The following is a 24,503-nucleotide window of genomic DNA, read 5'->3' as shown; positions in this document are numbered from 1 at the left end:
TGGGGTCCCCCGCTGGTGCTCAAATGGGGTAAGCCTTTTGGGGCCGTGGGGTGTCGGCCGGACGACCGGCTTCTCGACGAACTCGCCGCCGCCTGCGAAGCAGCGGCATCAAACTCAGGAGCTGACAACGATGTCACGACTGTTCGCGATCGTGCTCGCCCTGCTGTTGCCCGCCGTGCCCGCCACCGCCGCACCCTCCGGCTGGACCGTTACCGGACCGGGCCAGGTCACCGCCAAAATAGCACTGACCAGCGGAAACCTGACGCTCGCCGTGTCCAGGCAGGGCAGAACCGTCCTGCAGCCCGCCGCTGTCGGCCTCACGACGACCGCCGCCGACCTCACCAAGGACCTGACGTTCACCGGCCGCTCTGACCGCGTTGTCATCGAGCGGTACGAGATGCCGCACGGCAAACGGATGCAGCGCGCCACCCGGATGACCGAGACCAGACTCGGCTTCCGCAACGCCGCCGGCAGCTTCGCCCTGGTCGTGCGCGCCGCACCGGACGGGGTCGCCTACCGGTACGTGCTGCCGGGCCCGGCCACGATCACGTCCGAGGCGTCCAGCTTCACCGTCCCGGCCGAGGCGAGGGCGTGGCTGCTCCCCTACAACGCCTGGTACGAGGCCAATCGCGTGCGCACGACCGCCGGTGAGGCCACCGGCGACTTCGGCTACCCCTCGTTGTTCGGCACGGGCACCGACTTCGCGCTGCTCACCGAGTCCGATGTGGACGGCCGGTACGCGGGCAGCAGGTTGCGCAAGAGCGGCAACGGGTTCCAGGTCGTGCTGGCCGACGCCCAGGTCGAGTCGACGGGCACCACGCCGTGGCGTACCGCGATCGTCGGCGACCTCGGCACCGTCAGCACGTCCACGCTGGTCGACGACCTGGCGAGCAAGGCGGTGCTGAGCGACATGAGCTGGGTCAAGCCCGGCAAGGTCGCGTGGTCGTGGCTGAGCGAGCACTCCAGCCCGAGCGATTTCGCCAGGCAGAAGCAGTACGTGGACTTCGCCGCGCGCAACGGCTGGGAGTACGCGCTGGTCGACGAGGGCTGGAGCGCGGCGTGGGTGCCGGAGCTGATCCGCTACGCCCGCGCGCAGGGCGTGGAGATCCTGCTCTGGATGCACTGGAGCGACCTCGACACGCCCCAGGAACGCGACACCGTGCTGCCCAGGGTCAAGCAGTGGGGCGCGAAGGGCGTGAAGCTCGACTTCATGGAGTCCGACTCGCAGGACCGTTATCGCTGGTACGACGCGGTTCTGCGGAAGACGGCCGACCTTCGGCTGATGGTCAACTTCCACGGTTCCACCATCCCGCACGGCCTCGCCCGCACCTGGCCGCACGTGCTCTCGATGGAGGCCGTGCGCGGCGCGGAGAACTACCCGCCTGCCGCGAACAACCCCGTGCAGTTCTTCACCCGCAACGTCGCCGGCTCGATGGACTACACGCCGGTGTCGCTGGAGGTCGGCACGAAGGAAGCCTCGATCGCGCACGAGACCGCGCTGCCGGTCGTGTACGAGTCGGGGTGGACGCACTTCGCCGACAAACCCGAGGCCTACGAACGGCACCCGCAGGCGTTGCGCTACCTCAACCAGCTCCCGACGGTGTGGGACGAGACCCGGTTGCTCGACGGCGATCCGGACACGCACGCCGTGGTCGCCCGCCGCAACGGCGACCGGTGGTTCGTCGGCGGGATCGCCGCTGATCAACGCACTCTCAAGGCACAGCTGGGATTCCTGGGCGGCGGGCAGTGGCTCGTCGAGACCGTCCGCGATCCCGCCGAACGCAGCGACGTGGTGCGGGACAAGCAGGTCCTGCGCAGCAACGACTCCCTCGATGTGCCGGTGCGGCGCAACGGCGGGTTCGCGGCGATCATCTGCCGCAACCGGCCGGGCCTGCAGACGTGCGACCAGCCGATCAGGCAGGTTCCCCGCACGACGCTGACGGTCACGCCCACCGGGCCCGTCGACACCCCGTCGGACTCGTCGCTCGAGGTCACCGGCACGTTCACCAACGGCGACCGTGAGATCCGCGACGTGGCGCTGAGGGCCGTCGCCCCGCAGGGCTGGACCGTGTCCGGTGCCGTTGTGCAGCGCCGGAAACTCGCGCCGGGTGAGTCGATCAGCGGACGCTGGCAGCTGCGGGCAGGTGGTCCGACCGGCATGGTGGACGTGCCTGTCGTCGCGACGTTCGGTGACGTGCACGTCGAGCAGGCGGTCAAGGCGTTCGTGCCGCCACCGGTGCCCGCGAACGGCGCGCAGGTCAGCGATCTGCCGTTCATGAGCGAGACCAACGGGTGGGGCCCGGTCGAACGCGATCGGTCGAACGGCGAGAACTCCGGCGGTGACGGCGGTCCGCTGTCCATCGGGGGTGTCGGCTACACCAAGGGAATCGGCGCGCACGCACCGTCCGAGGTCTCGGTCTACCTCGGCCGCGGGTGCTCGCGATTCGCCGCGAAGATCGGCCTCGACGACGAGACCACCGAGCCGGGTTCGGTCGCGTTCCAGGTCTTCGGTGACGACAAACCGTTGTACGACAGCGGAGTTCTGCGCGGCAAGGGCACGGCGGTGCCGATCGACGTCGACGTCACAGGCGTGCGGATGCTCAGCCTGCGCGTCACCGATGGCGGCGACGGGCGCAACTTCGACCACGCCGACTGGACGGAGGCGGCGCTGACGTGCTGATCAACCGCAGACAGTTCTTGTACGCCACGGGATTGCTGTCCCTCGCGCCGAGCATCTCGCTGGCCGAGGTCAAGGACACCTACTACGAAGTGCTGCTGAGGCACACGAAATGGGCCGAGACGCAGTACGACGCGACGGCCGGCCGTTATCGGCGCACGGACTTCGGGTTCGCGGTCGTGCTCGGCAACGCCGTTCTGCTGACGCGCGGCAACTACGACGCGGCGCTGGCAGGCGTCGAGAAGGACGTGCTGCGCGAGCACACCCTGGCCACCATCAAGCACTTCGCCGCGAGCAACGTGCTGGCCGGTGGCGGCGAGTGGGGCAAGACCCTGTTCTGGGACACCACGTTCCAGTCGTACTTCGTGCTGGCCGCCCGGCTGCTCTGGCCGGACCTGGACCCCGCGACGCGGTCCGACGTCGAGGTGATCGCGCGCGGCCAGGCCGACTACACGACGTCGCTCGGCACCGGCAACGACCCGCGTTCGGGCAGTTGGACACCGAACGGGTCGAGCGGCGGCTTTCGCGGTGACACCAAGCTGGAGGAGATGGGCGTCTACGCCCAGGCGCTCGCTCCTGGCCTGGCCTGGCACGGCGACGGACCGGGGTGGCGCGAGGCGTTCGGCAGGTGGAGCCGCAACGAGGCCGGGCTGCCCGCCGCCGACCTGGCCAATCCCTCCACAGTGGACGGAGTACCGATCTCCACCAACACCGCGACGAACCTGTACGACACGTTCATCGTGGAGAACCATGGCTCGTTCGGCCCGCACTACCAGTCCGAACTGTGGCGCACCTCAGGCCGCAACGCCGTGCACTTCCTGCTCGCGGGACGGCCGCTGCCCGAGGTGTTGCTCAAGCAGCCCAACGGCGAACTGTTGTGGCGCACCATCCTCGCCACGATGAGCGACGCCGGCGAGCCGTTGATGCCGATGGTCGACGACCGGGAACACCTCTACGGCCGCGACGTCATCCCGCTCGCCTTCCGTTCCACGGTGCTGCGCGACCCGATGGCGGCGTGGGCCGAGGCGGCACTCGCGTCCCGGCTGCTCGCCTACCAGGCACATCCGCCGGTGTACCGGCTCGCGAAGTTCTCCGGTGAGGCCAAGTACGAGCCGGAAGCCCGCGCGGAACTCGCGATCAGCTACCTGCTGCACGAGCTGCGCCCACCGGTGGCGCCGGCGTCGGACTTCTTCACCCGAGCGGCGCTGGCGATCGATCACGGCGTCGAACCTGGTCTGCTGGCCCACCAGTCCGCGGCGGCGTGGGCGGGCACGGTGACCAAGCCGGGGTTCACCAAGTTCGCCTGGCAACCCGCGCACGACGACTGGCTGTTCAAGATCAGCGGCTCAACCCCGATGCTGCTGCCGCCCGCTGCGGTTGTGAACCGCAATGCCGTTGCCTACCACCAGATTCGCGATGGTTTCGACGCCACTGCGAGCTTGCTGACGTTCGCGGACGGGTTCGCCGGTACCGCCACGCTGCCGACCGGCACCGTCGTGTGCGCTCTCCCCCTGCCTGGACGGGTGGACGTGCACAACCTGGCGATGGCGGGCATGCCGGGCCTCACCGGCTCCCGCACCTACACCGGTGCCGCGGGACGGGTGGCGGTCAAGGCTCGCGAGCAGTTCCGGGTCGACGAGCTGACGTTCCCGGCGGTGTCCGCGCGCCATGTCCGCGTGGTCGGCGTGCGACCGCATCCGACGTACGGCTACTCGTTGTTCGACTTCGACGTGAACGACTCGCTGGCGCGCGGCAAGCCCACCACGGCGTCGTCGTTCGATCCCGGGTACGAGCCCGCGAAGGCGACGGACGGCGACACCTCTACGCGCTGGGCGGTCGCACGCGCCGAACGCGGCCGGACCGACAGCTGGCTCGCCGTCGATCTCGGCGCTTCGGTCGCGGTGAGCCGGGTGCGGTTGCGTTGGGAGACAGCGGCTGCGGGTGCCTACCGCGTCGAAACGTCTGCGGACGGCGCCGCGTGGACCACAGTGGTGTCGTATCCGCGGCCGGATCTGAGCACGCCGGGCTGGCTCGACGTGGACGGACGAGCGGGCTTCGTCGCACGGTCGGCCTCACCGATCACGGTGGAGGGCGACACGATCACCCTGCCCGCCGGGATCGTCGAGGGTTATGTGCGGGCTGATCTGCGGGCGATCGCGGCCTCGGCAGCACCTTCGTGCCCGCCGTCCGTGCAGGCCAGCACGGCGGACGGGTTCCTCAGCCTGTTCAACCTGTCCGGTGCCCCCGCGACCGGAACCGTTCGCCTGCACGGCAACCGCTTGTACCGCGGCACTCAGGTGACCACCCGCGACGGCACGGAGTACGCGCTCGACCTGCCCGCCGCGACCGCACGGGTCGAGGCGCCGTGGTTCACCGCCCGCGGCATCCCCGCCGGGATCACCGCCGTCGTGCACAACGCGCAACGGGTGACGTTCCGCGGCGGCCCGGCCATGTTCGTGCTGGTCCACCGCGACGGCCGCACCCTCCCGGTCGTGCTGGGCCGGGCAGAGCGCACGGTGATGATGCCGGGCGTTCAGCCGTTCCCGCTCGACGACCTCGCGCTGGGCCGCGTGACGTTCCCGAACTCCGTGCTACCACCGGGCATGAGCGATCCGGCCGCGGCGGTCGACGGCAAGCAGCACACCGCGTGGACACCGGGCCGTGACGGGCGCATGGTCGTCGATCTCGGTGCGGTGCACAGCGTTCAGGTCAGCCTGAAGTGGACGAACGGCCCGGTGCCACCGCACACGGTCACGTACAGCGTCGACGGCAAGACCTATGGGTCAACAACAACCGCCCGGTATGTGGCCGTGTCGACCGGGTGGCGCCCAGGACATGCCTCGCTCCACAGCGTCCAGGTCAGGCGATGACTTGGTTTAGCCTCTGAACATTCGGTAATCCATTGTCATGTTCGACGGACTGCGATCCGCCGCACGCGAAAGCGTGGTCAGGGCGGTCTGGGACGTGCCACGGTTGCTGCGGCATCCGGTGTGGCACAACGCGGATCCCGCTCAGGGCAACGGCCTCGGCGTCGTGCTCGTGCCGGGTTTCGGGGCAGGCGAGGCAAGCCTCTCGCCCGCCGGTTCGTGGTTGCGGGCGCGCGGCTACCTGCCGGCCCGCTCCGGCGTCGGGTTCACCGTGGGGTGCACCACCGAACTGCTGAACCGCTTGTTGCACAGCACGGAGCAGCACGCCGAACGCACCGGCGCCCCCGTGGTGTTGTTCGGCCAGAGCCGCGGCGGTGGCCTGGCCCGTCTGGCCGCCGCCCTGCGACCCGACCTCGTGCGCGGACTGGTGATGCTGGGCAGCCCCATTCTGGACCCGCTGGGCGCGCACCCCAACGTGCTGCGCATCGCCCGGTTCCTGACCAGGCTGGCCGCCGCCGGCGTACGCGGACTGCTGGACGAGGCCTGCCTGCGCGGGCCGTGCTTCGAGGAGCACGTCAAGACGATGACCGCACCGCTGAAGGTGCCCGCCGTCTCGATCTTCTCGCGCGAGGACGGCATCGTGCCGTGGCAGCTGTGCCAGGACCCGTACGCGGAATGCGTCGAGGTGCACAGCACGCACACCGGCATGGGCTTCGACCCGCAGGTCTACCGGGTCGTCGGCCCGCGGCTCGCCGCCTGGGCGACCGGCACGATCCGCGCGTCGAGCAGCACGCCGTCCTCGATGTCCAGCAACCCGATCGTGCCGACCGGCTGACGACGCTTGTCCGTCGGCGAGCCGGGGTTGAACACGCGAAACCCTGACTCCTCCTCGTCCCACGGGATGTGCGAGTGCCCGAACACCACCAGCCGGGCAGAGGGGAACCGGCGACGCATCCGGGCCAGCCGACCGGCCTTCTGACCGCTGTCGTGGATCATCGCGACCGGCAGTCCCTCGATGTCGAACTCCACGGTCTCCGGCGCACCCCAGGCCACCACGTCCGGTCCGTCGTTGTTGCCGCACACCGCGACGACGGGTGCGTACTGGGCCAGTTCGTCCAGCACAGGCGCGACGCAGACATCGCCGCCGTGCAGGATCAGGTCGGCGGAGCGCAGATGATCGGCCACGGAAGCCGGGCACCGCTTCCAGAACCGCGGCGCGTGGGTGTCGGACAGCACGACCACTCTCACGGCACCGACGGTAGCAAGATCAGACGGTTGCGGCGCAACGAAACCCGATGTGGTGGTGGCCGGCGAACGGCCGTCATCCGCGACGTACGGCAGCGGTCGGTCCAGCGAACTGGTCCACGTGTAGAGGTTCCGATCAGGTCGAGCACGCCCTGGGCGCGCGTCTTGTCCAGCGGCGCTCCCCCACGGGAACGGCCGCCCTTCCACGCCACGAACCGCGGCCTCCCACTCCGCCTCGGTCAGCAGCCGCGCGCCGCGGGCATCGCAGTACTGCACGGCGTCGTGCTCGGTCGGGTGCAGCGGGCCGTCCCACCGGCGTGGGTCGCCTCCAGCGGCGTTGACCAGCGTCGCCCGGTTCGCCCAGTCGACGAACTGCTGGGTCGTCACCGGGTAGGCGTCCAGCCGGAACGCCGCCGACGACGAGCTCGCGGGGATCAGCACCAGCCAGAACGAGGGCAGCGAGTACTACAAGTCGCGGGTTCACAGGCCGAACCATATCTGTATCGATAGAAATATCGGAATCGTCTAGCGATAGGTATCTCCATACCTATATGGTCCGGCACCATGAAGTCACGAGAGGTCGAAGACGACCTGCTGGACGCGGCGCTGACCACCGCTCACGCCGGTCTGGTCACCGCGTTCGGGCACGTGTCTGCGCTCGTCGGCCGCAACCAGCTGCTCATCACGCCGCCGCGTCCGCTCGGCTCCATCACGCTCACCGACCGCGCCGTGACGCTCGACCGGAGCGCGAAAGAGCTGCCCGAGGGCACGCCGAAGGAAGCGTGGATCCACCTCGCCGTCTACCGCGCACGCCCGGACGTGCGGGCCATCTGCCGGGCCCAGCCCGAGACGGCCACCGCGCTCGCGTCGGCGGGGGTGCCGATCCGGCCGTTGCACGGGCAGGGCGCCTTTCTCGGGCCTCAGGTGCCGGTGTTCGACGACCCGCGGCTCGTCCGGGACCAGGCCCGCGCGACACAGCTCGCCGAGGCGCTCGGGGAGGCACCCGCGCTGCTGATGAGGGGCAACGGCGCGGTCACCGTCGGCGCCGACGTCGGGCAGGCCGTGGCGCGGATGTGGCTGCTCGAGGCTTCCGCCCGGATCAACGCGCAGGCCGCCGCCGCCGGGCGTCCGCGCGCGCTGTCCACGAACGAACAGGCGGCGTGGCTCGCCGCCGAGACCGAGCTGCTGAGCCGGCTCTGGGCACACCTGCGAGCTGACACGCCGAAAACCAACGCAAAGGGACAGTCATGATCACGTTGCACGACATCGCGTACGTGCGTTCCGGTACGGCGGACGTCGACAAAGCGGCCTCGTTCGCCGTCGACGTCGTCGGCATGGAACTGGTGGCACAGGAGGACGGCGTCACCTATCTCCGCGCCGACCAGCGGCATCACTGTCTGGCCTTCGAGGACGGTGAGGCCGGGGTGCTCGCGTCCGCGTTCAGCCTCAAGGGACCCGCCGAACTCGAAGCGGCCGAGAAGGAACTCGAAGCAGCAGGTGTGCAAGTCGCCCGCGGCACGCCGAAGCAGGCGAGGTCGAGGCGCGTCGAGGACTTCATCGCGTTCGACGACCCGTTCGGCAACCGCGTCGAGCTGGTGCACGGCCAGGTGCAGCTCGCCCGTCCGGTCCACTTCGGACGCACCGCCGGCATCACCGAGTTCGGTCACATCTGCTTCGACGCACCGGACGTCAAGGAGGCATACGGGTTCTGGTCGAAGTTGTTCAACGTCAAGGTCTCGGACTGGATCGGCGACTGGGCGTGCCTGATGCGGTTCGACCCGGTGCACCACAAGCTCGCGGTGTTCCGCGGCAGCGAACCGGGGTTGTGCCACATCAACTTCCAGGTCGCCTCTCTCGACGACGTCATGCGCAACTGGCGGTTCCTGCAGGCGCGGGGCGTGGAGATCGAGATGGGGCCGGGCAGGCACCCGCAGTCCACCGCCGTCTTCGTCTACTTCAAGGGGCCCGAGGGTCTCACCTACGAGTACTCCTACGGCGTCCGCAACCTCGACGACGACTGGGTTCCCCGCGTCTTCGACCCCACTGAGCCGGACGCGATCGACATGTGGCACGGACCGATCCAGCGCACCCAGACGCAACCCCAGCTCCGCCGTCCCCTCTCCGCCTAAGGAATCGCCATGCGACTGCTGATCATCGTTTTATGCGGTCTCGCCCTCGCTTTCGACGGCTACGACCTCGTCGTCTACGGAACCACCATCAAAGCCTTGCGCGACGAGTGGGGCATCAGCGCCGCGCAGGCCGGCACCATCGGCAGCGCCGCGCTGGTCGGCATGCTCGTCGGCGCACTGCTCGTCGGCACATTGACCGACCGCTGGGGGCGGCGCAGGACGTTCCTGTTCAGCGTCGCGTGGTTCTCGGTGCTGATGGCGGCGGCCGCGGCGGCGCAGTCCCCCGACGCGTTCCTGGTGCTGCGGTTCCTCGCGGGCATCGGCCTGGGCGGTCTGATGCCGACGGCGGCCACGCTCACCATCGAGTACGCGGCCGAGAAGCACCGCGCTTTCACTTACGCCGCAATGCAGTCCGGTTACGCGATCGGCGGCATCCTGGCCGCGACGCTGGCGATCCCGCTGCTGCCTGCGATGGGCTGGCGGGTGATGTACCTGATCGGTGCCGCGCCGCTCGTCATCGTTCTCCCCCTTGCGTTCCGCTACCTGCCGGAGTCGCTCGAGTTCCTCGTCTCGCGCGGCCGGCACGAGGAAGCGAAGGCACTCGCCGCACGGATCGGAGTCCCGGTTCCGGCACCGTCCGAACACCACGGCACCGGCGTGCGCACCCTCGTCCGGAAGCCTTACCTGCGCCGGACGCTGCTGTTCTGGGCAGCGTCGTTCTGCGGCCTGCTCCTGGTCTACGGCCTGAACACCTGGCTGCCGGAGATCATGCGGTCGGCCGGCTACCCGCTGGGGTCCGCGCTGAGCTTCCTGCTGGTGTTCAACCTCGGCTCGGTCGTCGGCGCGCTGCTGGGCGGCAGGCTGTCCGACAAGCACGGCGCGAAGCCGATCATCCTCGGCTCGTTCGCCCTCGCGGCCGTCTGCGCGGCGGCGCTCAGCACCAACCCCGGCCAGGTGGCCATCTACGCCCTGGTCGCGGTGTCCGGCTACGGCACGATCGGCACGATGCACCTGATCAACGCCCACGTGACCAGGTCGTACCCGGCCGGTGTGCGGGCGACGGGCATCGGCTGGGCGCTCGGGATCGGCAGGCTCGGCGCGATCCTCGGCCCGGCGGTCGGCGGCGTGATCATCGACTCCAGCCTCGGCGCCATCTGGAACTTCTACCTCTTCGCCGCGGTCGCCGTGCTCGGCGCGGTCGCCGTCGCCGCGTTCCCCCGCACCCGTGAACCCGCTGGAGCCCCCGCGTGAACTGGACCATCGACACCGCCGCGGCAGAACTGCTGCGCCGCGAGGACGACCGCATCGACGGCGAGCCGTTGAGCGACAGCTGGCCCGAGTTGGACCTGGACACCGCGTATGCCGTCCAGGACGAGACGCTCAGACTCCGGCTGGCCCGCGGCGAAACCCTAATCGGCGTCAAGCTCGGCCTCACCTCACGCGCCAAGCAGCAGCGCATGAACGTCGACTCGCCGCTCGTGGCGTGGCTGACCGACGCGATGGTGCTGCCAAAGGGCGTTCCGGTGCCGACGCACCAGCTGATCCATCCGCGCGTCGAGCCTGAGATCGCTTTCGTGATGGGCAGAAGGCTCGCCGGACCGGGAGTGACGGCCGCGACCGCGATCTGCGCGGTCGAGAAGGTCTTCGCAGGACTGGAGATCATCGACAGCCGGTACCGCGACTTCCGCTTCACGCTGCCCGATGTGGTGGCGGACAACGCTTCCTCCGGCGCGTTCGTGACGGGAAGCATCGGCCGCTCCCCCGACGATCTCGACCTCGCGCTGGAGGGCTGCGTGCTCTCGTCCGGAGGGTCGGTCGTCTACACCGCTACCGGCGCCGCCGTGCAGGGACATCCCGCGGAAGCGTTGGCGTTGGCCGCGAACACGTTGGCGCGCCGGGGAAAGCGGATCGAGGCGGGCTGGATCGTGCTGACCGGCGGCGTCACGGACGCGGTGCCGCTGGAAGCGCCCGTGTCCGTGGAGTTCGCGAACCTCGGCCGACTGACCGCGGGGAGCTGACGGCATGCCGATCGTGCGCATCGAGGTGGCGCGGGGCCGTGACGAGGAGACCTTGCGCAAGGCGCTGCGGGCCGTGCACGAAGCGGTTCGCGACAACTTCGGCGTCCGCGACGAACAGGTCCGGGTGCTGCTGACCGAGGTACCGCCCCAGTTCTGGAGCGCGGGCGGGAAAACGTTGCTGGAGAGGGAACGATGACGAACATCAAGCACGTGATCGGAGGCGTCGAGGTCGACTCGGCGGACGGGGCGACGTTCGACGACATCGACCCGTACACCCAGGAGTCCTACGCCACGGTCGCGCTGGGCGGCGCCCGCGAGGCAGATGAAGCGGTGCGGGCCGCGCGCAAGGCGTTCGACGAGGGTCCGTGGCCGCGGATGCCCTTCGAGGAACGCGGAAAGCTCCTCCACCGGCTCGCTGACCTGATGGACCAGCACAACGAGGAACTCGCGCTGGCCGACACCCGCGACATGGGCAAGCCGATCACCGCCGCGAAGACCAAGGACGTGCCACGCTCGGCGCTCAACTTCCGCTTCTTCTCCGACCACGCAAGGCTTGCCGAGTCGCAGCACCTGCCCTCCGCGACCGACCACCACACCTACGTCCAGCACTCGCCCGCCGGTGTCGTCAGCGCGATCGCGCCGTGGAACTACCCGCTGATGCTGGAGACGTGGAAGGTCGCGCCCGCGCTGGCGTGGGGCAACACCGTGGTCCTCAAGCCCGCCGAGGACACCCCGCACTCGGCGTACCTGCTGGCCAAACTCGCTTTGGAGGCAGGCGTTCCGGAGGGCGTGCTGAACGTGGTGCACGGCTTCGGGCCCGGTTCGGCGGGTGAGGCGCTGACGGTCAACCCCGCGGTCGACCGCATCACGTTCACCGGCGAGTCCGGTACCGGCAAGGCGATCGCCCGCGCGGCGGCGGCGAACCTGACGCCGGTCAGCTTCGAACTGGGAGGCAAGGGCTGCAACCTGGTCTTCGACGACGCCGACCTGGACAGCGCGGTGTCGTGGGCGGTCGAGGCCGCGTTCGGCAACGCCGGCCAGGTCTGCCTCGCGGGGTCACGGCTTTACGTGCAGCAGGGCGTCCTCGACGAGTTCACCGAACGGTTCGCGGCAGCGGCCGCCGCCCTGCGACTCGGCGACCCGAAGGACCCGGCGACCCGCGTGGGTCCGCTGGCGAGCCAGGAGCACTACCGCAAGGTCACCGGGTACCTCGACGCCGAGGCCACCGGACACGCCAAAGTGCTCGGCGGCGGCGGCGCGCCCGGCTGGTTCGTGCGGCCCAGCATCGTGCTCGACCCGCCCGCGCACTCCGCCGTGCTGCGCGAGGAGATCTTCGGGCCCGTGGTGACGCTCACGCCGTTCGCCACCGAGGACGAGGCGATCAAGCTCGCCAACGACACCCCGTACGGCCTGAGCGCGATGCTCTTCACCGAGAACCTTCATCGCGCGCACCGTGTTGCGGGCAGCCTGAACAGCGGCAACGTGTGGGTGAACTGCTTCTTCGTGCGCGACCTGCGGGCCCCGTTCGGCGGGTTCGGCGACTCCGGCATCGGCCGCGAGGGAGGTGCGTACAGCCGGGAGTTCTTCACCGAGGCGAGGACCGTCACGATGCGAATCGCTTCGGCGTAAGCCGGAAAACGTTAACATCGATACATGTCTCTTCCTCATGTCTTGCTGGGCGTGCTCGAAGCGCGGCCGATGAGCGGGTACGAGCTCACGCAGCTCTTCGGCGCCTCGACGCGGTGGGTCTGGTCCGCTCCGCAGAGCCAGATCTACCCGGCGCTCAAGAAGATGGAGGAGAACGGCCTGATCGCGGGCGAGGAACAGCAGCGCGGCACGAAGATGACGCGCACGGTCTACGCGATCACCGACGCGGGCATGAGCGAGCTGAGGGAGTGGATCGGCACCCCGTTGCCGGTCCCGCCCTCCCGCGACGCCCTGGAGGTGCAGGCGCTGTACTTCGACCTCGTGCCGGCCGAGACGGCCAAGCGGGTCCTGAAGGAGTTCATCAGCGAACTCGAAGAAGCGCTGGAACACGCGGAAGCGCACCAGGCGCGGTTGCTCGCCAAGGACACGGAGCTGCTCAAGGAACGGATGAGCAAGCGGCCGCCGAGCGAGCACGACCGGATGGCGAAGCTGAAGGCGCACGTGTTCGCCGGGCACGCGGCGGTGGCCAGGACGCGCATCGCCTGGGCGCGGGAGGGGTTGCGGCTGCTCGACGAGTAGCCGCAACCCTCACGAGGTCAGTACGGGCCGCAGTCGTTCGCGTAGGGCAGGTTCGCGCGCTCGTTGCCCTTGAAGTAGATGGCGCTGGCCAGGTAGCGGCCACCGCTGTTCATGCTCACCATGATCCAGATGTTGTTGTAGATGCCGTGGTCGTAGACGGTCTGACCGCGGGTCCAGCAGATGCCGATGCTGCTCGTGCCCGCGGGGATCACGTGATCCACCGGACATGACAACGCCTCGCAGGTGCGGACTTCCGCGTCCGCCCACGCCGTCACCAAGGGGTAGGGCGCGGGCGGCGGATCCGCCAGTGCCACACCGGATCCCGCGACGAGCGCGGCCGCGGAGAGCAGGATCCCCAGTACGAATCTCATGTACTTCCTCCCAGTGGTTTGTCGATCATGGGCAGGAAACGCACCTCACACATTCGGGGTTGCACGATCGATTAACGAGACGATCTCGTGCCGTAAACTGGCGGCCCATGAGGGCGTTCCCCGCACTGGTTGCCGCAGTCCTGATCTCCGGCTCCACCCCCGCTGTAGCAGCGGTTTCCCCGGACCACCCGCTCATCCTCGACGTCGACGTGACGGCCGCCTGCGGTCAACCGTCAACGGGCCGGGTGACGGTTTTCAACCCTGCCAACAAGAACGTCGAATGGCGTGTTCGACAGAACGGCGCGGTGATCACCGGCACGGGCACGGACTTCACGCTGCCCGGCACCGGCGAGTTCCTGGTCGACGCCCGCGAACCCGGCCGTGCGTACGGAAAGGTGTGGCACGACAGGGTTTCCGCCGGTTGCGACCCGGTCAGGGTGGTGTCGGTCGGCGACTCGGTGGTGTGGAACCAGGGCGTTGACCAGCACCAGAAGTTCCCCCGGCTGACCGCGGAACTCCTCGGCGACGCGACCGGACGTGGCTTCGCGCACCGCGACTACTCGATCTCCGGCGCCGTGCTGGACGCACCGGACCTGCCGTGCCCCAGCTCGTACGTCCAGGATCCCGACGGTGACGGCGAGATGGAACTCGGCGAGGTCACCGCGCAGATGCCGGACGTGTTCTGCCAGCTGGAGAAGGCCGCCTCCCAGGAGACCGACCTGGTCATCATCAACGGCTGCATCAACGACATGGACCCGTTGCTCGGCATCCCGCTGGGCATCACGCCCGGCACCGAGGACGTGCCCACGGCCGTGCGGCGCGAATGCGGTGGCGTCGGCGCGGCCCCGACGAACCCGGCCGCGAACGTGCCGTACTTCAGCGGCGCCAAGGTCGGGTACGGCGGGCGCGGCATCCGGGAGGCGATCGAGAAAGCGCATTCCCTGCCGGGCCGGCCGAAGGTGCTGGTGGCCGACTTCTACTACGCGCTGAGCCGGGCGAGCTTCGTGCCGCGCTGGTTCTGCACGGACCGCGGGTTCTCCGTCCAGAACGAACAGCTGTGCCTGCAGAACATCGGGCGGGCGCCGCAGCGGTTCGAGCAGTTCACCCGCGAGTCGGCCGAGGCATACCGGCTCGCGGTCGCCGAGGCCAACGCGGCATCGGCCGACGGACCGTTCGCGGTCGTGGGCGACGGACTGTTCACCGTGGACAACGCGGCGTTCGCGGCGAACCGCAAGGTCTGGCAGGTGCCGAACGAGGACGAGCAGTTCTCGCTGCGGCAGGAGGCCTGCCCTCGCTACAGCGCCACGGCGTTGCAGTGCCTGACCGCCGCGATCGCGCACCCGGACACCGCCGGTTCGCGTCAGTACGCGGAGAACTTCCTGCGCAACCAGCAGCTGCGCCAGTGGTTCGGGCTCTCCTCGAACACCACGCCGATCGACGTCGTCCGCAACGGCGACACCGTCACGCTGAAGGCGCCCACGGGCAGCGAGTTCCGCTGGTACTTCGGTGACGGCAGCTCAGCCGCGGGAGGCCAGGAGGTCACCCACAGGTACACCACGAGCGGGCCGCACCTGCCGCGCGTCGTCGTGGACGGACGGCTGCACGAAGCGCGCGATTCGGTACGGGTGAAATCGGGTATCTGACCCGCATGGCGCGTGCGATCTGGAGCGGGTCGGTCAGTTTCGGGCTGGTGAGCATCCCGGTGGAGCTGTACAGCGCCACCGAGGACCACACGGTGCACTTCAACCAGTTCCAGCGCGGAACGTCCGACCGCATCCGGTACAAGCGCGTCAACGAGCGCACGGGCCGTGAGGTGCCCTACGACAAGATCGTGAAGGGGCACGAGGTCGACAGCGGCGAGTACGTGGTCGTGGAGCCCGAGGAGCTGGACGAGATCGCACCGGGCCGGTCGCGCACGCTCGACATCGAGGCGTTCGTGGACCTCGACGAGATCGACCCGGTGTACTTCCAGAAGACCTACTGGCTCGGGCCGGCCAAGCCCGAGTTCTCGCGCCCGTACCTGTTGCTCGCCCAGGCGATGAAGAAGACCAACCGGGCGGGCATCGCGATGTTCGTCATGCGCGGCAAGCAGTACCTGACCGCGCTCAAGGAGGACAACGGGATCCTCGCCGTGCACACGCTGTTCTTCGCGGACGAGATCCGCAAGCCGAAGGACGTGCTGGACGTGGTGCCGGAGGGCCGCGCGCCGCGGGGCAAGGAGCTCGAGATGGCGATGTCGCTGGTCGAGTCGATGGCCGACGACTGGCGGCCCAAGGACTACCGCGACACCTACACCGAACGCGTGAACAAGCTGATCAAGGCCAAGGAGAAGGGCCGCGAGGTCGTCACCGAGGCCGAGCCGCCCGAGGCCACGGGGGTCGTGGACCTCATGGAGGCGTTGCAGCGCAGCGTCGAGGCGAGCAAGAAGAAGCGGGGCAAGAGCAAGAAGGCCGGCTGACCTCAGAAGCTCAGCTCACGACGAGCGCCGTCGCGTTGTCCGTCCCACCCGCGTACAACGCCGCCCGCACGAACCGTTCAGCCGACGCGTGCCCAGCCAGGATCGCCTCGATCCCGTTGTGCCCCAACGGCCCGTACACCCCGTCGGACGCCAGCACGAGCCGCGGGGCCCGCGTCGCCGCACGCCCGATGTTCTCCGGCGTGGCGTGCCGGACCGTATTGGTCACGATGTGCTCCAGCCGTGGCTGCGGCACGACACCACGTTCACGGAAGTACTCGGCCACCGTGTGATCGGTCGTGAGCTGCACGAGGTCCTCGCCGTTGGAGGCGTACGCACGTGCGTCGCCCGCCCACGCCACGTCGAAACCCCCGTCGGGACGCGCCACGGCGACCACGATCACCGCGTCGCCTGAGTGCACCTGGAGGGCGTCATGCGCGGCGAGGATCGCGGCGACCGGGTCGGTGAGCAGCGCGGCGGCCTGAGCGGCGGCGTGGGCGGCCTCGACAGCTGAGGCGGAATCCCCTACGCCATCGGCCACGACGAAAGTGCGACGGCCGTTGGTGGCGTATGCGTCGGCGTTGTGCGTACGCGGGCCACGGTCCGTGGCGTGTGTGACGGTCAACGCGGTGCCCAGTGGCATGGTGCGATCGATCAGCATGGCGGACCTCCCTGACTCCACTAAGCCGCGCGTGCCTAGGAGTCTGCTGTCAGCACCCTGAGAAAAGCTCTAGAATTTCGCTGCCCGGCGAAACCGGTCCGCCGCCCGGATCAGTGCGGCGGACAGTTCCGGCGGAGAGACGACCTCGAACTCGACGGTGATGCTCGCCAGCATGAACACCACGTCGTCCATCGTCTCGCCACCGACCCGAACCTGGCACGAAGTGTCGTCCACAGCCAAAACCTCGCCATAGCTGTGCCACTCCACGGCCTCCGAAGCAGGCACGCTCAGTCGCACCACGCCCTGCACCGGCCACCGGTCGGAGACTCTCGCGGCCACGAACGCCCCCGCGTCACCGCCGGGAATCTCACGAGGCGTGAACCTCGCACCGAACGGGGTCCGCACGCTCATCCGATCGAGCCGAAATGTGCGCCAGTCCTCCCGCAGCACGTCCCAGGCGACCAGATACCAGCGCCGGCCCCACGTCACCAGCCGGTGCGGCTCGGCCTCGCGCAGGGACTCCTCGCCCGAGTGCCCCACGTAGGAGAACCTGATCCGCTGCCGGTCGCGGCAGGCCGTGCCGACCAGCGTCAGCAACGACGCGTCCACCACAGGAGCCGACCCGGTGTGCGGGACTGTCTCGATCTCCAGGGCAGCCACCTGGTGGCGCAACGCGGACGGCAGCACCTGCTCGACCTTCAGCAACGCGCGCACGGCAGTCTCACCGATGTTCTCGATGCCACTCGCGGTCCGCAGCCCGACCGCCACGGCCACCGCCTCGTCGTCGTCCAGCAGCAACGGTGGCAGCCGCGCGCCCGACCCGAGCCGGTAACCGCCGCCGGAGGTGCCCATCGACGCGTGCACCGGGTAGTCGAGGTCGCGGAGCTTGTCGATGTCACGCCGGACCGTGCGCGCGGTGACGCCCAGCCGGTCGGCCAGCTCCGACCCGGACCACTCGCGCCGCGACTGCAGCAACCCGAGCAACTTCAGCAATCGAGCGGAAGACACTGTAGGACCATATCTGTCCTACAGTGCTTTTAGCGTGATGACCATGAAGCCGTTCGAGATCTCCGTCCCCCAGTCCGACATCGACGACCTGCACCGCCGCCTCGACCAGACCCGCTGGCCCGACTCCCCCGCCGGGGCGTCCTGGGCGCAGGGCACGCCGCAGGAACGCCTGCGGGAACTGGCAGGGCACTGGCGCGACTTCGACTGGCGCGAGCAGGAGCGCAAGCTCAACAAGATCCCGCAGTTCCTCACCGAGATCGACGGAACGCGGCTGCACTTCATCCACGTCCGCAGCGCCAACCAGGACGCCCAACCGCTGTTGCTCACGCACGGCTGGCCGACGACGGGGTTCGCGTTCGCGGAGATGATCGAGCCGCTGAGCCGCGACTTCCACCTGGTGATCCCGTCGGTGCCCGGCTTCGGGTTCTCCGGGCCGACCACCGAACTCGGTTGGAACATCCCCCGCGTCGCCACGATGTTCGCCGAGCTGATGCGACGGCTGGGCTACGACCGTTACGTCGCGCACGGCTACGACTTCGGCGCCATGCTCACCCGGCAAATCGGGATGCGTGAGGAAGTCCAGGCGATCCATCTCAACCAGATCTTCTCCGCCGGTGTCACCCAGGAGACGGCGGACATGACCGTCGAGGCCGAACGGAGGTCCGTGGAGAAGGCGTACAAGTACGAGTACGAGCAGTTCGGGTACGTGTCGATGCAGAGCACGCGGCCGCAGTCGGTCGCTTACGCCCTCACCGACTCGCCGGTCGCGCAACTGGAATGGATCGAGTGGGCGTTCCACACGTGGAGCGACCCAGAGGTGGGCGTGCCGCTCGAAGCGTTGCTGTCCAACGTGTCGATCTTCTGGTTCACCCGGACCGCGGGCTCGTCGGCGCGGTACTACCAGGAGGGTGACGAGACGTGGGGTGAGCTGGAACCCGAGTCGCCGACGCCGACCTCGGTGGCGGTGTTCCCGCACGACGTGGGCGTGCCGATCCGGCGGATGGCCGAGCGCAACCACAACGTCGTGCGGTGGACCGAGATGCAACAGGGCGGGCACTTCGCCGCGTTGGAGGTGCCGGAACTGATGGTCAGCGAACTGCGAAAGGCGTTTCTTTTGTGAGTAGCGCTACGGTGATCACCGTGCGGTTCACGGTCTTCGGCGGAGTCTCGGCGCGGGTGGGCGGCCGCGAGACCGAGTTCGGTCCGACGCGGCTGGGAGCCCTGCTCGGCGTGCTGCTCGTCGACGCCGGCCAGGTGGTCGGCGCCGAGGAGCTGGTCGAACGCGTCCTGGGTGACGCGCCGCCCGCCCGTGCCCGCGCGATGATGCAGACGTGGCTGACCAGGCTGCGGCAGACGTTGCCCGGCCTGGTCGAACGCGACGGCACCGGATATGTGGTGCGGGTCGATCCACTGGAGATCGACCTGCACCTCTTCCGGCATCTGGTGCGCACCGGCAGGACCGCGGAAGCGCTTGCGCTCGCCGAAGAAGAGCTGTTGTCCACATTGGACACTCCGTGGGCACGGCAGGCCCGCGCGGAGTTCGCCGACGAACTGCTCGCCGCCCGGCTCGACCACGTCGACGCACGCCTGCGCTCCGGTGCGCACGCGAAGCTGGTGCCGGAGTTGCAGGCTCTCGCCGCCGAACGCCCGTTGGACGAACGGATCGCGGCCCAGCTGATCGAGGCGTTGCACGGCAGCGGACGTGCGGCGGAAGCGTTGCGGCACTTCGAGATCGTGCGGGCCCGCCTGGCGGACGAGCTGGGCGCCGAACCGTCACGGCACCTGCTGACGCTGCACCGGCGTCTGCAGGCCGCCTCCGCGCCACGGCAACTGCCCGCGCCGCCCAAACCGTTCACCGGCAGGGCGCTGGAGCTGGTCGAACTGGACCAGGCACCGAACGGCGTCGTGGTGATCACCGGTACGGGCGGGGTCGGCAAGACCACGCTCGCCGTGCACTGGGCGCACCGGGCGGTGGCACGGTTCCCGGACGGGCAGCTCTACGTGAACCTGCACGGGTTCGGGCCCAGCGGCGCGGCCGTGAGTCCCGGCGACGCGCTGCTGCGGTTCCTGTCGGCGCTCGACGTGCCGCGTGCCCAGGTGCCGCACGACCTGGCCGGGCAGGCGGCGTTGCTGCGGGACGCGCTCGCCGGCAAGCGCGTGTTGATGGTGCTGGACAACGCGACCGACGCGGACCAGGTCGAGCCGCTGCTGCCGCGCACGCCGGACACGCACGTGGTGATCACCAGCCGTACCGCGCTCAAACCCGCGCACGCGCACTCGTTGCCGTTGGGGTTGTTGCCGCCGGACGACGCCCGCGAGCTGCTGGCGTCCCGGATCGGGCACGAACGCGCGCACGCCGAGCCGGACGCGGTCGACACCGTGGTCCGCCGCTGCGCCCGGCTCCCGCTGGCGCTCGCGGTGGCCGGCGCGCGGGCGGCTACGCAGCCGGAGTTCCCGCTCGCCACGCTCGCGGACGAACTGGCGGACCTGGACGCGTTCGCCGACGACGATGACGTCACGGCGGACCTGCGTTCGGTCTTCTCCCACTCCTGCAAGGCACTCAGCCCGCCGGGGTTGCGGCTGTTCCGGTTGCTGGGGCTCATGCCGGGCTCGGACATCAGCCTGGCGGGCGCGGCGTCGCTGGCCGGGCTCGAGGTGTCGCAGACCTCGGCGCTGCTCGCGGAACTGGCCAGGGCGAACCTGATCGACGAGCCGGAACCGGGCCGGTTCACGTGTCACGACCTGCTGCGCGACTACGCGGCCGAGCTGACCCTGGACTCCGAACGCGACGAGGCGCTGCACCGGTTGCTCGACCACCTCGCGCTGACGAGCGTCGAGGCCGGCCGCGCGTTCACCCCGTCCCGCTCCCGCCCGGCCACCCCGGACCCGGCCGCCGGAGTCGTGGTCACGTCGTTCGGCACGCGTGAGGAAGCGTTGGCGTGGCTGGTGATCGAGCACCCGACGCTGATGTCGGCCATGGCGCACGGCACTCCGACGCAGACGTGGCTGATGGGCTGGTCGCTGTCCGACGTCCTCGACCGCCAGGCCCACTACCGCGATCTGCTGACGTCACAACAACTCGCCGTCGCCGCCCTGGAGCAGCTCGACGACGCGGACGGCCTGGGCCGCATGCTGATCAACCTCGGCCGCGGGTTCGGCCGGCTGAGACGACTCGGTGAGGCCACGGCCGCGCTGGAGCGGGCGTTCGAGGTGTACGCGGGCAACCCGGCGGGACAGGCCGCGGTGCTGCTGAACATCGCGATGCTGTGCCCGGACGACAAGATGGCCGAGGCGATGGAGTACACGCGGCGCGGGCTCGCGTTGTTCGAGGAGTGCGGCGACCAGTACGGGCAGGCCAACGCGCTGACGGGGCTCGCGTGGGGCTACGGCAAGCTCGGCGAGCACGCCAGGGCCGTCGAGTACGCCGAGCGCGTGATGCCGATGTGGCAGGCGATGCGGCACGTGATCGGCCAGGCCGAGACGTGGGACAACCTGGGCGCCGCGCACCTCGGGCTGGGCCGGTACGAGCAGGCGGTGCACGCGTTCACGAAGTCCGTCGAGCACTTCCGGGTCGGTGGCGACCTTCCGCAGGAGGCGGCCGCGTACGAACAGCTCGGCGACACCCACGCTGCCGCGGGTGACGCCGAGCCAGCTCGTGCCGCCTGGCAGAAATCTCTCGAGCTGCGCGCGGAAGCCGGCCTGGCCACGGACGGCGTCCGCGCGAAACTACAGGCCGAACGCGAGTAGCACTGGCCCGTTCGGGTTCACGAAGTCCGAGTGGTAGCCGGACTGGACGTAGACCATGCCGTCCGACACCACCGCACCCGTGCCGGGCCCGGCCATCACACCGCCGCGCCCGGTCAGCCCGTTGACCCCGCGAACGTCCTGAACGGTGTCATGGGCCCACAGGATCTTGCCGGTCTTGGCGTTGTACGCGCGGAACTTGCCGTCCTGCGCGCCCAGCCACACCACGCCGGGCGAGCTGGACACCGGAACCCCGTGCGCCGCCGCACATCCCGGCTGACCGGCCGCGCCACCGGTGGAGCAGCCGTCGGCGGGTGCCGGGGTCTCCCACAGGACGGTGCCGGTGCCCGGATCCACCGCGAACAGCTTGCCGGGGTCGGCGAAGTAGGTCGCGATGTAGAGGCGTTTGCCGTCGTAGCTCGACCCCCACTGGATGCCGGAGACGCCACCGCTGGGCAGCGGCACACCGAGCTGGCGGCGCCACACGACCTGGCCGGTCTTGGCGTCGAACACGTGGTACACACCGGACTTCTGGCCGACGCCGACGAGCTGGCGCCCGTCGACCTCGAACAGGTTCGGCGTCGCACCGATGTCGTAGTCGAGGTTGGTGCCGTCCTTCAGGCCGGGGCAGTACCCCTCGGCGTCGGGCTCGTTGCACGCCCAGCGCCACGTGTCGGCGTCGGTGACCTGGTTGGTCCACTTCACCGCGCCGGTGCGGGCGTTGAGCGCGAGCAGCGAGTCGAACTCGCCGCCCTTGCCGGTGTAGTTCTGGCCAGTGCCGACGTAGAGCGTGCCGGTCCTGCGGTCGATCACCGGCGAGCTCCACACACCCACGCCGGACGGCTCGAACCGCTTGGCGCCGTTGGGCCACGTGCCGACCTCGACGGGTTCCGGCACCGTGTAGTGACGCCAGACCAGCGCGCCGGTGTCGATGTCGTAGGCGTCGATGTGCCCGCGGAAGGTGCAGCACGGGTAGTCGCGCGGCAACACGTTCTCACCGCTGGACGTGCCGACGTACACCAGTCCGTTGTGGACGATCGGCGAGCTGGTCGTCATCGAGGCGACGGTGTCGTCCATCTGCGTCTGCCAGCGCTTCTGGCCGGTCCGCTGGTCGAGCGCGAACAACCGGCCCGCGCTGTCCCCGAAGAACACCTTGCCGTTGCTGACGGTCGGCCCGTCGGAGTTGTACGCGTACCGGGCGGCCGGCGGGAGCGTGAACTCCCACTTGGCGTTGCCGGTGCGCTTGTCGCGGGCGTAGAACTTGCCGTCCGGGCCACCGAAGTAGACCGTGTCGCCAACGATCGCCGGCTGGCTGCGGACGGCGTTGAACTCGCCCTTGGGGTACGCGAACGCCCACTTCAGCTCGAGCTTGCCCGCGTTGTTCTGGTTGAGGCGCCACTCCGCGGAGTTGTGCCGGGAACCGTTGAGGTCCTTCTGCCAACCGGCCCAGTCACCGGAGGCATGGGCGCTCGCGGGTGAGGTGGTCAGCACTACTAGCGCTGCCGTGAGCAGCGCTGTGGTTCTGAGCATGGAATTTCCCCCTTCCGCCACCAACCCTGGCAGTAGCGGAAGGGGGACGCGACCCCCCAAAGTCTCGTTGAGGCTTAGCCGATCGGTTGATGCGTCACGACGTCCACACCCGGACGACCCCGGCTGACGATCGGGTTCTGCTGGCCGCGAAGGTACTGGCGGAAGAAAGCCGGGATGTACGTGGCGGCGATCCTGCGCTGCTGCTCAGGGGTCAGCGCGGTGTCCGGGCAGCTGCTGTCGTTGTCGTAGGACCACGCGGTGTTGAAGTAGTTGTGGTTGGCGAATTTCGGGGTTACGGCGTGGATCGGGACGACGTTGCGGCCCTTGGCGTTGTCGACGTAGGAGCCACCGTTGACAGCGCCGTCGCAGCTGCCGGTCATGACCGCGAACGGAATCTTCGTGATCCGGTAGTCCAGGTTCTCGGGCGCTTCCGGATCCGGCGCGTAGTAGTCGGCCGGCGCGAGCGGCAGCACGGCCTTGATCCGCACACCCTCCGGCAGCTCGGTGACGTGCTTGTCGGATGCCTGGTAGACCGCGCCACGGCCACCTCGCGAGTGACCGAGCGTGCCGACGTTGGTCAAGTCGACGTGCCCGCGGAACCCCTGCAGTTTCCGGGTGAGCAGGCCTTTGCCCTCGTCGAGGTCGCGCCACATCTCCAGGTGCTTGCTCATCACCGACGCGCGCGCCACGTCCGCGATCTCGCCCATCTCACCCGCGTTGACGCCGTTCACGCTCACCGACACGACCACGAAACCTTGCCGCGCGAGCTCTTCTGCCAGGTAGTCGTACCCGCGGTAGCTCGGAAACGCGTCCCCTGCCGGACACGGCCAGACCCACTGGTCGTTGGCGCACGGCTTCCAATAACCGTGCGCCAGCAGCACCAACGGCCGTTTGCCGACCAGCGTGCGCGGGGCGTGCACGACCGCGGTGAGTTCGAGATCTGCGACGGGACCGCCAGGTTCGCGGTGAAAGCCTGGCACCTGAAATGCCCGATCACCGAGCGAGTACTCGACCTTTCTGACTCCGGAGCCGTGCTGGTCGGGAGCAGCGGAGGTGGTCGGCGCGGTCAGCACCATCGCGAGCGCGACAGCTGTCGCGACTTTTCCGATTGCCATGCGGTGATCTCACCGATCAGGTGTGGGCGTCTTGTGAGGGCGGTGTCACGGTTCTGCCACAGCGAAGTGGCGGGCGAACCCGGCGAACCGTTCCGCCAGCGGACCGGCGCCCGCGTGCAGGTCGCGCCACATCTCCAAATGCCTGGTCAGCACCGCGGGCTCGCTCACGAGCACGACGATGAACCCCTGCCGCGCCAGCTCCTGCGCGCGGGCGTCGTAGCCGAGGTAGTTGAACACCAACGGCCGTTCGCCGACGAGCGTGCGCGGCGCGTGCACCACGCCGGTCAGCTCACCGGCGGTGTACTCCATCCGCATGATCGCGAACCGGTCGACCTGCGACGTCGTGGCGGCAGCGGCCGGCGCCGTCAGCACCATCGCACACGCGACGGCGACAAGAAGTCTGCCGATTGCCATGGACACGATCTCATCGATCCCATGTGTCGCGAACGTCCGGACT

At 69.3% G+C, this 24,503-nt stretch carries 21 protein-coding genes; 14 read left to right on the top strand and 7 right to left on the bottom strand.

Annotation, left to right across the window (positions count from 1 at the left end):
* The first annotated feature begins 130 nt into the window (after positions 1-130).
* Genes ACWGE0_RS35855 through ACWGE0_RS35845 form a run of 3 tightly spaced genes read left to right on the top strand, consistent with a single transcriptional unit; the run spans position 131 to position 6,379 of the window.
* Positions 131-2,680: a glycoside hydrolase family 97 catalytic domain-containing protein gene (locus ACWGE0_RS35855; protein ID WP_452265334.1), complete on the top strand. Its 2,550-nt coding sequence runs from the start codon at positions 131-133 to the stop codon at positions 2,678-2,680.
* The gene (locus ACWGE0_RS35850) at positions 2,674-5,547 is read left to right on the top strand and encodes a discoidin domain-containing protein (RefSeq protein WP_452265333.1); all 2,874 of its coding nucleotides are present in this window, start codon (positions 2,674-2,676) and stop codon (positions 5,545-5,547) included. The genes ACWGE0_RS35855 and ACWGE0_RS35850 overlap by 7 nt, the downstream gene beginning before the upstream one ends.
* A gap of 37 nt (positions 5,548-5,584) precedes the next feature.
* Complete coding sequence (locus tag ACWGE0_RS35845) at positions 5,585-6,379, top strand: esterase/lipase family protein (RefSeq protein ID WP_452265332.1); 795 nt, start codon at positions 5,585-5,587, stop codon at positions 6,377-6,379.
* On the opposite strand, the gene ACWGE0_RS35840 is transcribed toward ACWGE0_RS35845, so the two are convergent.
* Positions 6,271-7,230: a YfcE family phosphodiesterase gene (locus ACWGE0_RS35840; protein ID WP_452265331.1), complete on the bottom strand. Its 960-nt coding sequence runs from the start codon at positions 7,228-7,230 to the stop codon at positions 6,271-6,273. The genes ACWGE0_RS35845 and ACWGE0_RS35840 overlap by 109 nt on opposite strands.
* Before the next feature lie 123 nt (positions 7,231-7,353).
* Here ACWGE0_RS35840 and ACWGE0_RS35835 point away from each other — a divergent pair, with 123 nt between their 5' ends.
* From ACWGE0_RS35835 to ACWGE0_RS35805, 7 genes are read left to right on the top strand one after another with little or no spacing between them, the layout of a single operon-like run.
* Entirely contained in the window at positions 7,354-8,040 is a 687-nt protein-coding gene (locus ACWGE0_RS35835) for a class II aldolase/adducin family protein (RefSeq protein WP_452265330.1), read from the top strand.
* A complete protein-coding gene (locus ACWGE0_RS35830) occupies positions 8,037-8,918 on the top strand; it encodes a VOC family protein (protein ID WP_452265329.1) in 882 nt (293 codons plus the stop codon). The genes ACWGE0_RS35835 and ACWGE0_RS35830 overlap by 4 nt, the downstream gene beginning before the upstream one ends.
* A 9-nt stretch (positions 8,919-8,927) precedes the next feature.
* On the top strand, positions 8,928-10,169 hold the full coding sequence (locus ACWGE0_RS35825; RefSeq protein WP_452265328.1) for an MFS transporter: 1,242 nt from the start codon (positions 8,928-8,930) through the stop codon (positions 10,167-10,169).
* On the top strand, positions 10,166-10,936 hold the full coding sequence (locus ACWGE0_RS35820) for a 2-keto-4-pentenoate hydratase (RefSeq protein ID WP_452265327.1): 771 nt from the start codon (positions 10,166-10,168) through the stop codon (positions 10,934-10,936). The genes ACWGE0_RS35825 and ACWGE0_RS35820 overlap by 4 nt, the downstream gene beginning before the upstream one ends.
* 4 nt (positions 10,937-10,940) lie before the next feature.
* Positions 10,941-11,132 (top strand): tautomerase family protein, encoded by a 192-nt coding sequence (locus tag ACWGE0_RS35815; protein WP_452265326.1) that lies wholly within the window; start codon positions 10,941-10,943, stop codon positions 11,130-11,132.
* A complete protein-coding gene (locus ACWGE0_RS35810) occupies positions 11,129-12,565 on the top strand; it encodes an aldehyde dehydrogenase (RefSeq protein ID WP_452265325.1) in 1,437 nt (478 codons plus the stop codon). Before ACWGE0_RS35815 ends, ACWGE0_RS35810 begins: the two co-directional genes overlap by 4 nt.
* 24 nt (positions 12,566-12,589) lie before the next feature.
* On the top strand, positions 12,590-13,162 hold the full coding sequence (locus ACWGE0_RS35805) for a PadR family transcriptional regulator (RefSeq protein ID WP_452265324.1): 573 nt from the start codon (positions 12,590-12,592) through the stop codon (positions 13,160-13,162).
* Between the two features lie 17 nt (positions 13,163-13,179).
* Here the strand turns inward: ACWGE0_RS35805 and ACWGE0_RS35800 are convergent, their stop codons facing one another.
* Entirely contained in the window at positions 13,180-13,533 is a 354-nt protein-coding gene (locus tag ACWGE0_RS35800) for a hypothetical protein (protein WP_452265323.1), read from the bottom strand.
* 107 nt (positions 13,534-13,640) lie between these two features.
* Here ACWGE0_RS35800 and ACWGE0_RS35795 point away from each other — a divergent pair, with 107 nt between their 5' ends.
* Entirely contained in the window at positions 13,641-15,176 is a 1,536-nt protein-coding gene (locus ACWGE0_RS35795) for a PKD domain-containing protein (protein WP_452265322.1), read from the top strand.
* 5 nt (positions 15,177-15,181) lie between these two features.
* Complete coding sequence (ku, locus tag ACWGE0_RS35790) at positions 15,182-15,991, top strand: non-homologous end joining protein Ku (RefSeq protein ID WP_452265321.1); 810 nt, start codon at positions 15,182-15,184, stop codon at positions 15,989-15,991.
* 10 nt (positions 15,992-16,001) lie between these two features.
* Here ku and ACWGE0_RS35785 read toward each other — a convergent pair whose 3' ends face one another.
* Together ACWGE0_RS35785 and ACWGE0_RS35780 are read right to left on the bottom strand one after the other, a co-directional pair.
* The gene (locus ACWGE0_RS35785) at positions 16,002-16,649 is read right to left on the bottom strand and encodes a PP2C family protein-serine/threonine phosphatase (protein WP_452265320.1); all 648 of its coding nucleotides are present in this window, start codon (positions 16,647-16,649) and stop codon (positions 16,002-16,004) included.
* Between the two features lie 69 nt (positions 16,650-16,718).
* Entirely contained in the window at positions 16,719-17,657 is a 939-nt protein-coding gene (locus tag ACWGE0_RS35780) for a helix-turn-helix transcriptional regulator (protein WP_452265319.1), read from the bottom strand.
* A 43-nt stretch (positions 17,658-17,700) separates the two neighbouring features.
* On the opposite strand from ACWGE0_RS35780, the gene ACWGE0_RS35775 reads away from it, so the two are divergent.
* Positions 17,701-18,777 (top strand): epoxide hydrolase family protein, encoded by a 1,077-nt coding sequence (locus tag ACWGE0_RS35775; protein ID WP_452265318.1) that lies wholly within the window; start codon positions 17,701-17,703, stop codon positions 18,775-18,777.
* Positions 18,778-18,797: 20 nt separating this feature from the next.
* The gene (locus tag ACWGE0_RS35770) at positions 18,798-21,404 is read left to right on the top strand and encodes a BTAD domain-containing putative transcriptional regulator (protein ID WP_452265317.1); all 2,607 of its coding nucleotides are present in this window, start codon (positions 18,798-18,800) and stop codon (positions 21,402-21,404) included.
* On the opposite strand, the gene ACWGE0_RS35765 is transcribed toward ACWGE0_RS35770, so the two are convergent.
* From ACWGE0_RS35765 to ACWGE0_RS35755, 3 genes are all read right to left on the bottom strand, one after another.
* Complete coding sequence (locus ACWGE0_RS35765; RefSeq protein ID WP_452265316.1) at positions 21,384-22,931, bottom strand: outer membrane protein assembly factor BamB family protein; 1,548 nt, start codon at positions 22,929-22,931, stop codon at positions 21,384-21,386. The genes ACWGE0_RS35770 and ACWGE0_RS35765 overlap by 21 nt on opposite strands.
* 74 nt (positions 22,932-23,005) lie before the next feature.
* A complete protein-coding gene (locus ACWGE0_RS35760) occupies positions 23,006-24,046 on the bottom strand; it encodes a hypothetical protein (RefSeq protein WP_452265315.1) in 1,041 nt (346 codons plus the stop codon).
* Between the two features lie 45 nt (positions 24,047-24,091).
* Positions 24,092-24,460: a hypothetical protein gene (locus ACWGE0_RS35755; protein WP_452265314.1), complete on the bottom strand. Its 369-nt coding sequence runs from the start codon at positions 24,458-24,460 to the stop codon at positions 24,092-24,094.
* Positions 24,461-24,503 lie beyond the last annotated feature (43 nt).

This window comes from Lentzea sp. NPDC054927, from assembly GCF_053610285.1.
This window is presented reverse-complemented; position numbering and strand designations above follow the sequence as displayed.

What these genes read in the sequence shown, in the direction of transcription:
- ACWGE0_RS35855 (WP_452265334.1), top strand. Translation starts at nt 131, where the DNA reads ATGTCACGACTGTTCGCGATCGTGCTCGCCCTGCTGTTGCCCGCCGTG.
- ACWGE0_RS35845 (WP_452265332.1), top strand. Translation starts at nt 5,585, where the DNA reads ATGTTCGACGGACTGCGATCCGCCGCACGCGAAAGCGTGGTCAGGGCG.
- ACWGE0_RS35835 (WP_452265330.1), top strand. Translation starts at nt 7,354, where the DNA reads ATGAAGTCACGAGAGGTCGAAGACGACCTGCTGGACGCGGCGCTGACC.
- ACWGE0_RS35830 (WP_452265329.1), top strand. Translation starts at nt 8,037, where the DNA reads ATGATCACGTTGCACGACATCGCGTACGTGCGTTCCGGTACGGCGGAC.
- ACWGE0_RS35825 (WP_452265328.1), top strand. Translation starts at nt 8,928, where the DNA reads ATGCGACTGCTGATCATCGTTTTATGCGGTCTCGCCCTCGCTTTCGAC.
- ACWGE0_RS35815 (WP_452265326.1), top strand. Translation starts at nt 10,941, where the DNA reads ATGCCGATCGTGCGCATCGAGGTGGCGCGGGGCCGTGACGAGGAGACC.
- ACWGE0_RS35810 (WP_452265325.1), top strand. Translation starts at nt 11,129, where the DNA reads ATGACGAACATCAAGCACGTGATCGGAGGCGTCGAGGTCGACTCGGCG.
- ACWGE0_RS35805 (WP_452265324.1), top strand. Translation starts at nt 12,590, where the DNA reads ATGTCTCTTCCTCATGTCTTGCTGGGCGTGCTCGAAGCGCGGCCGATG.
- ACWGE0_RS35800 (WP_452265323.1), bottom strand. Translation starts at nt 13,533, where the DNA reads ATGAGATTCGTACTGGGGATCCTGCTCTCCGCGGCCGCGCTCGTCGCG.
- ACWGE0_RS35795 (WP_452265322.1), top strand. Translation starts at nt 13,641, where the DNA reads ATGAGGGCGTTCCCCGCACTGGTTGCCGCAGTCCTGATCTCCGGCTCC.
- ku (WP_452265321.1), top strand. Translation starts at nt 15,182, where the DNA reads ATGGCGCGTGCGATCTGGAGCGGGTCGGTCAGTTTCGGGCTGGTGAGC.
- ACWGE0_RS35785 (WP_452265320.1), bottom strand. Translation starts at nt 16,649, where the DNA reads ATGCTGATCGATCGCACCATGCCACTGGGCACCGCGTTGACCGTCACA.
- ACWGE0_RS35775 (WP_452265318.1), top strand. Translation starts at nt 17,701, where the DNA reads ATGAAGCCGTTCGAGATCTCCGTCCCCCAGTCCGACATCGACGACCTG.
- ACWGE0_RS35765 (WP_452265316.1), bottom strand. Translation starts at nt 22,931, where the DNA reads ATGCTCAGAACCACAGCGCTGCTCACGGCAGCGCTAGTAGTGCTGACC.
- ACWGE0_RS35760 (WP_452265315.1), bottom strand. Translation starts at nt 24,046, where the DNA reads ATGGCAATCGGAAAAGTCGCGACAGCTGTCGCGCTCGCGATGGTGCTG.
- ACWGE0_RS35755 (WP_452265314.1), bottom strand. Translation starts at nt 24,460, where the DNA reads ATGGCAATCGGCAGACTTCTTGTCGCCGTCGCGTGTGCGATGGTGCTG.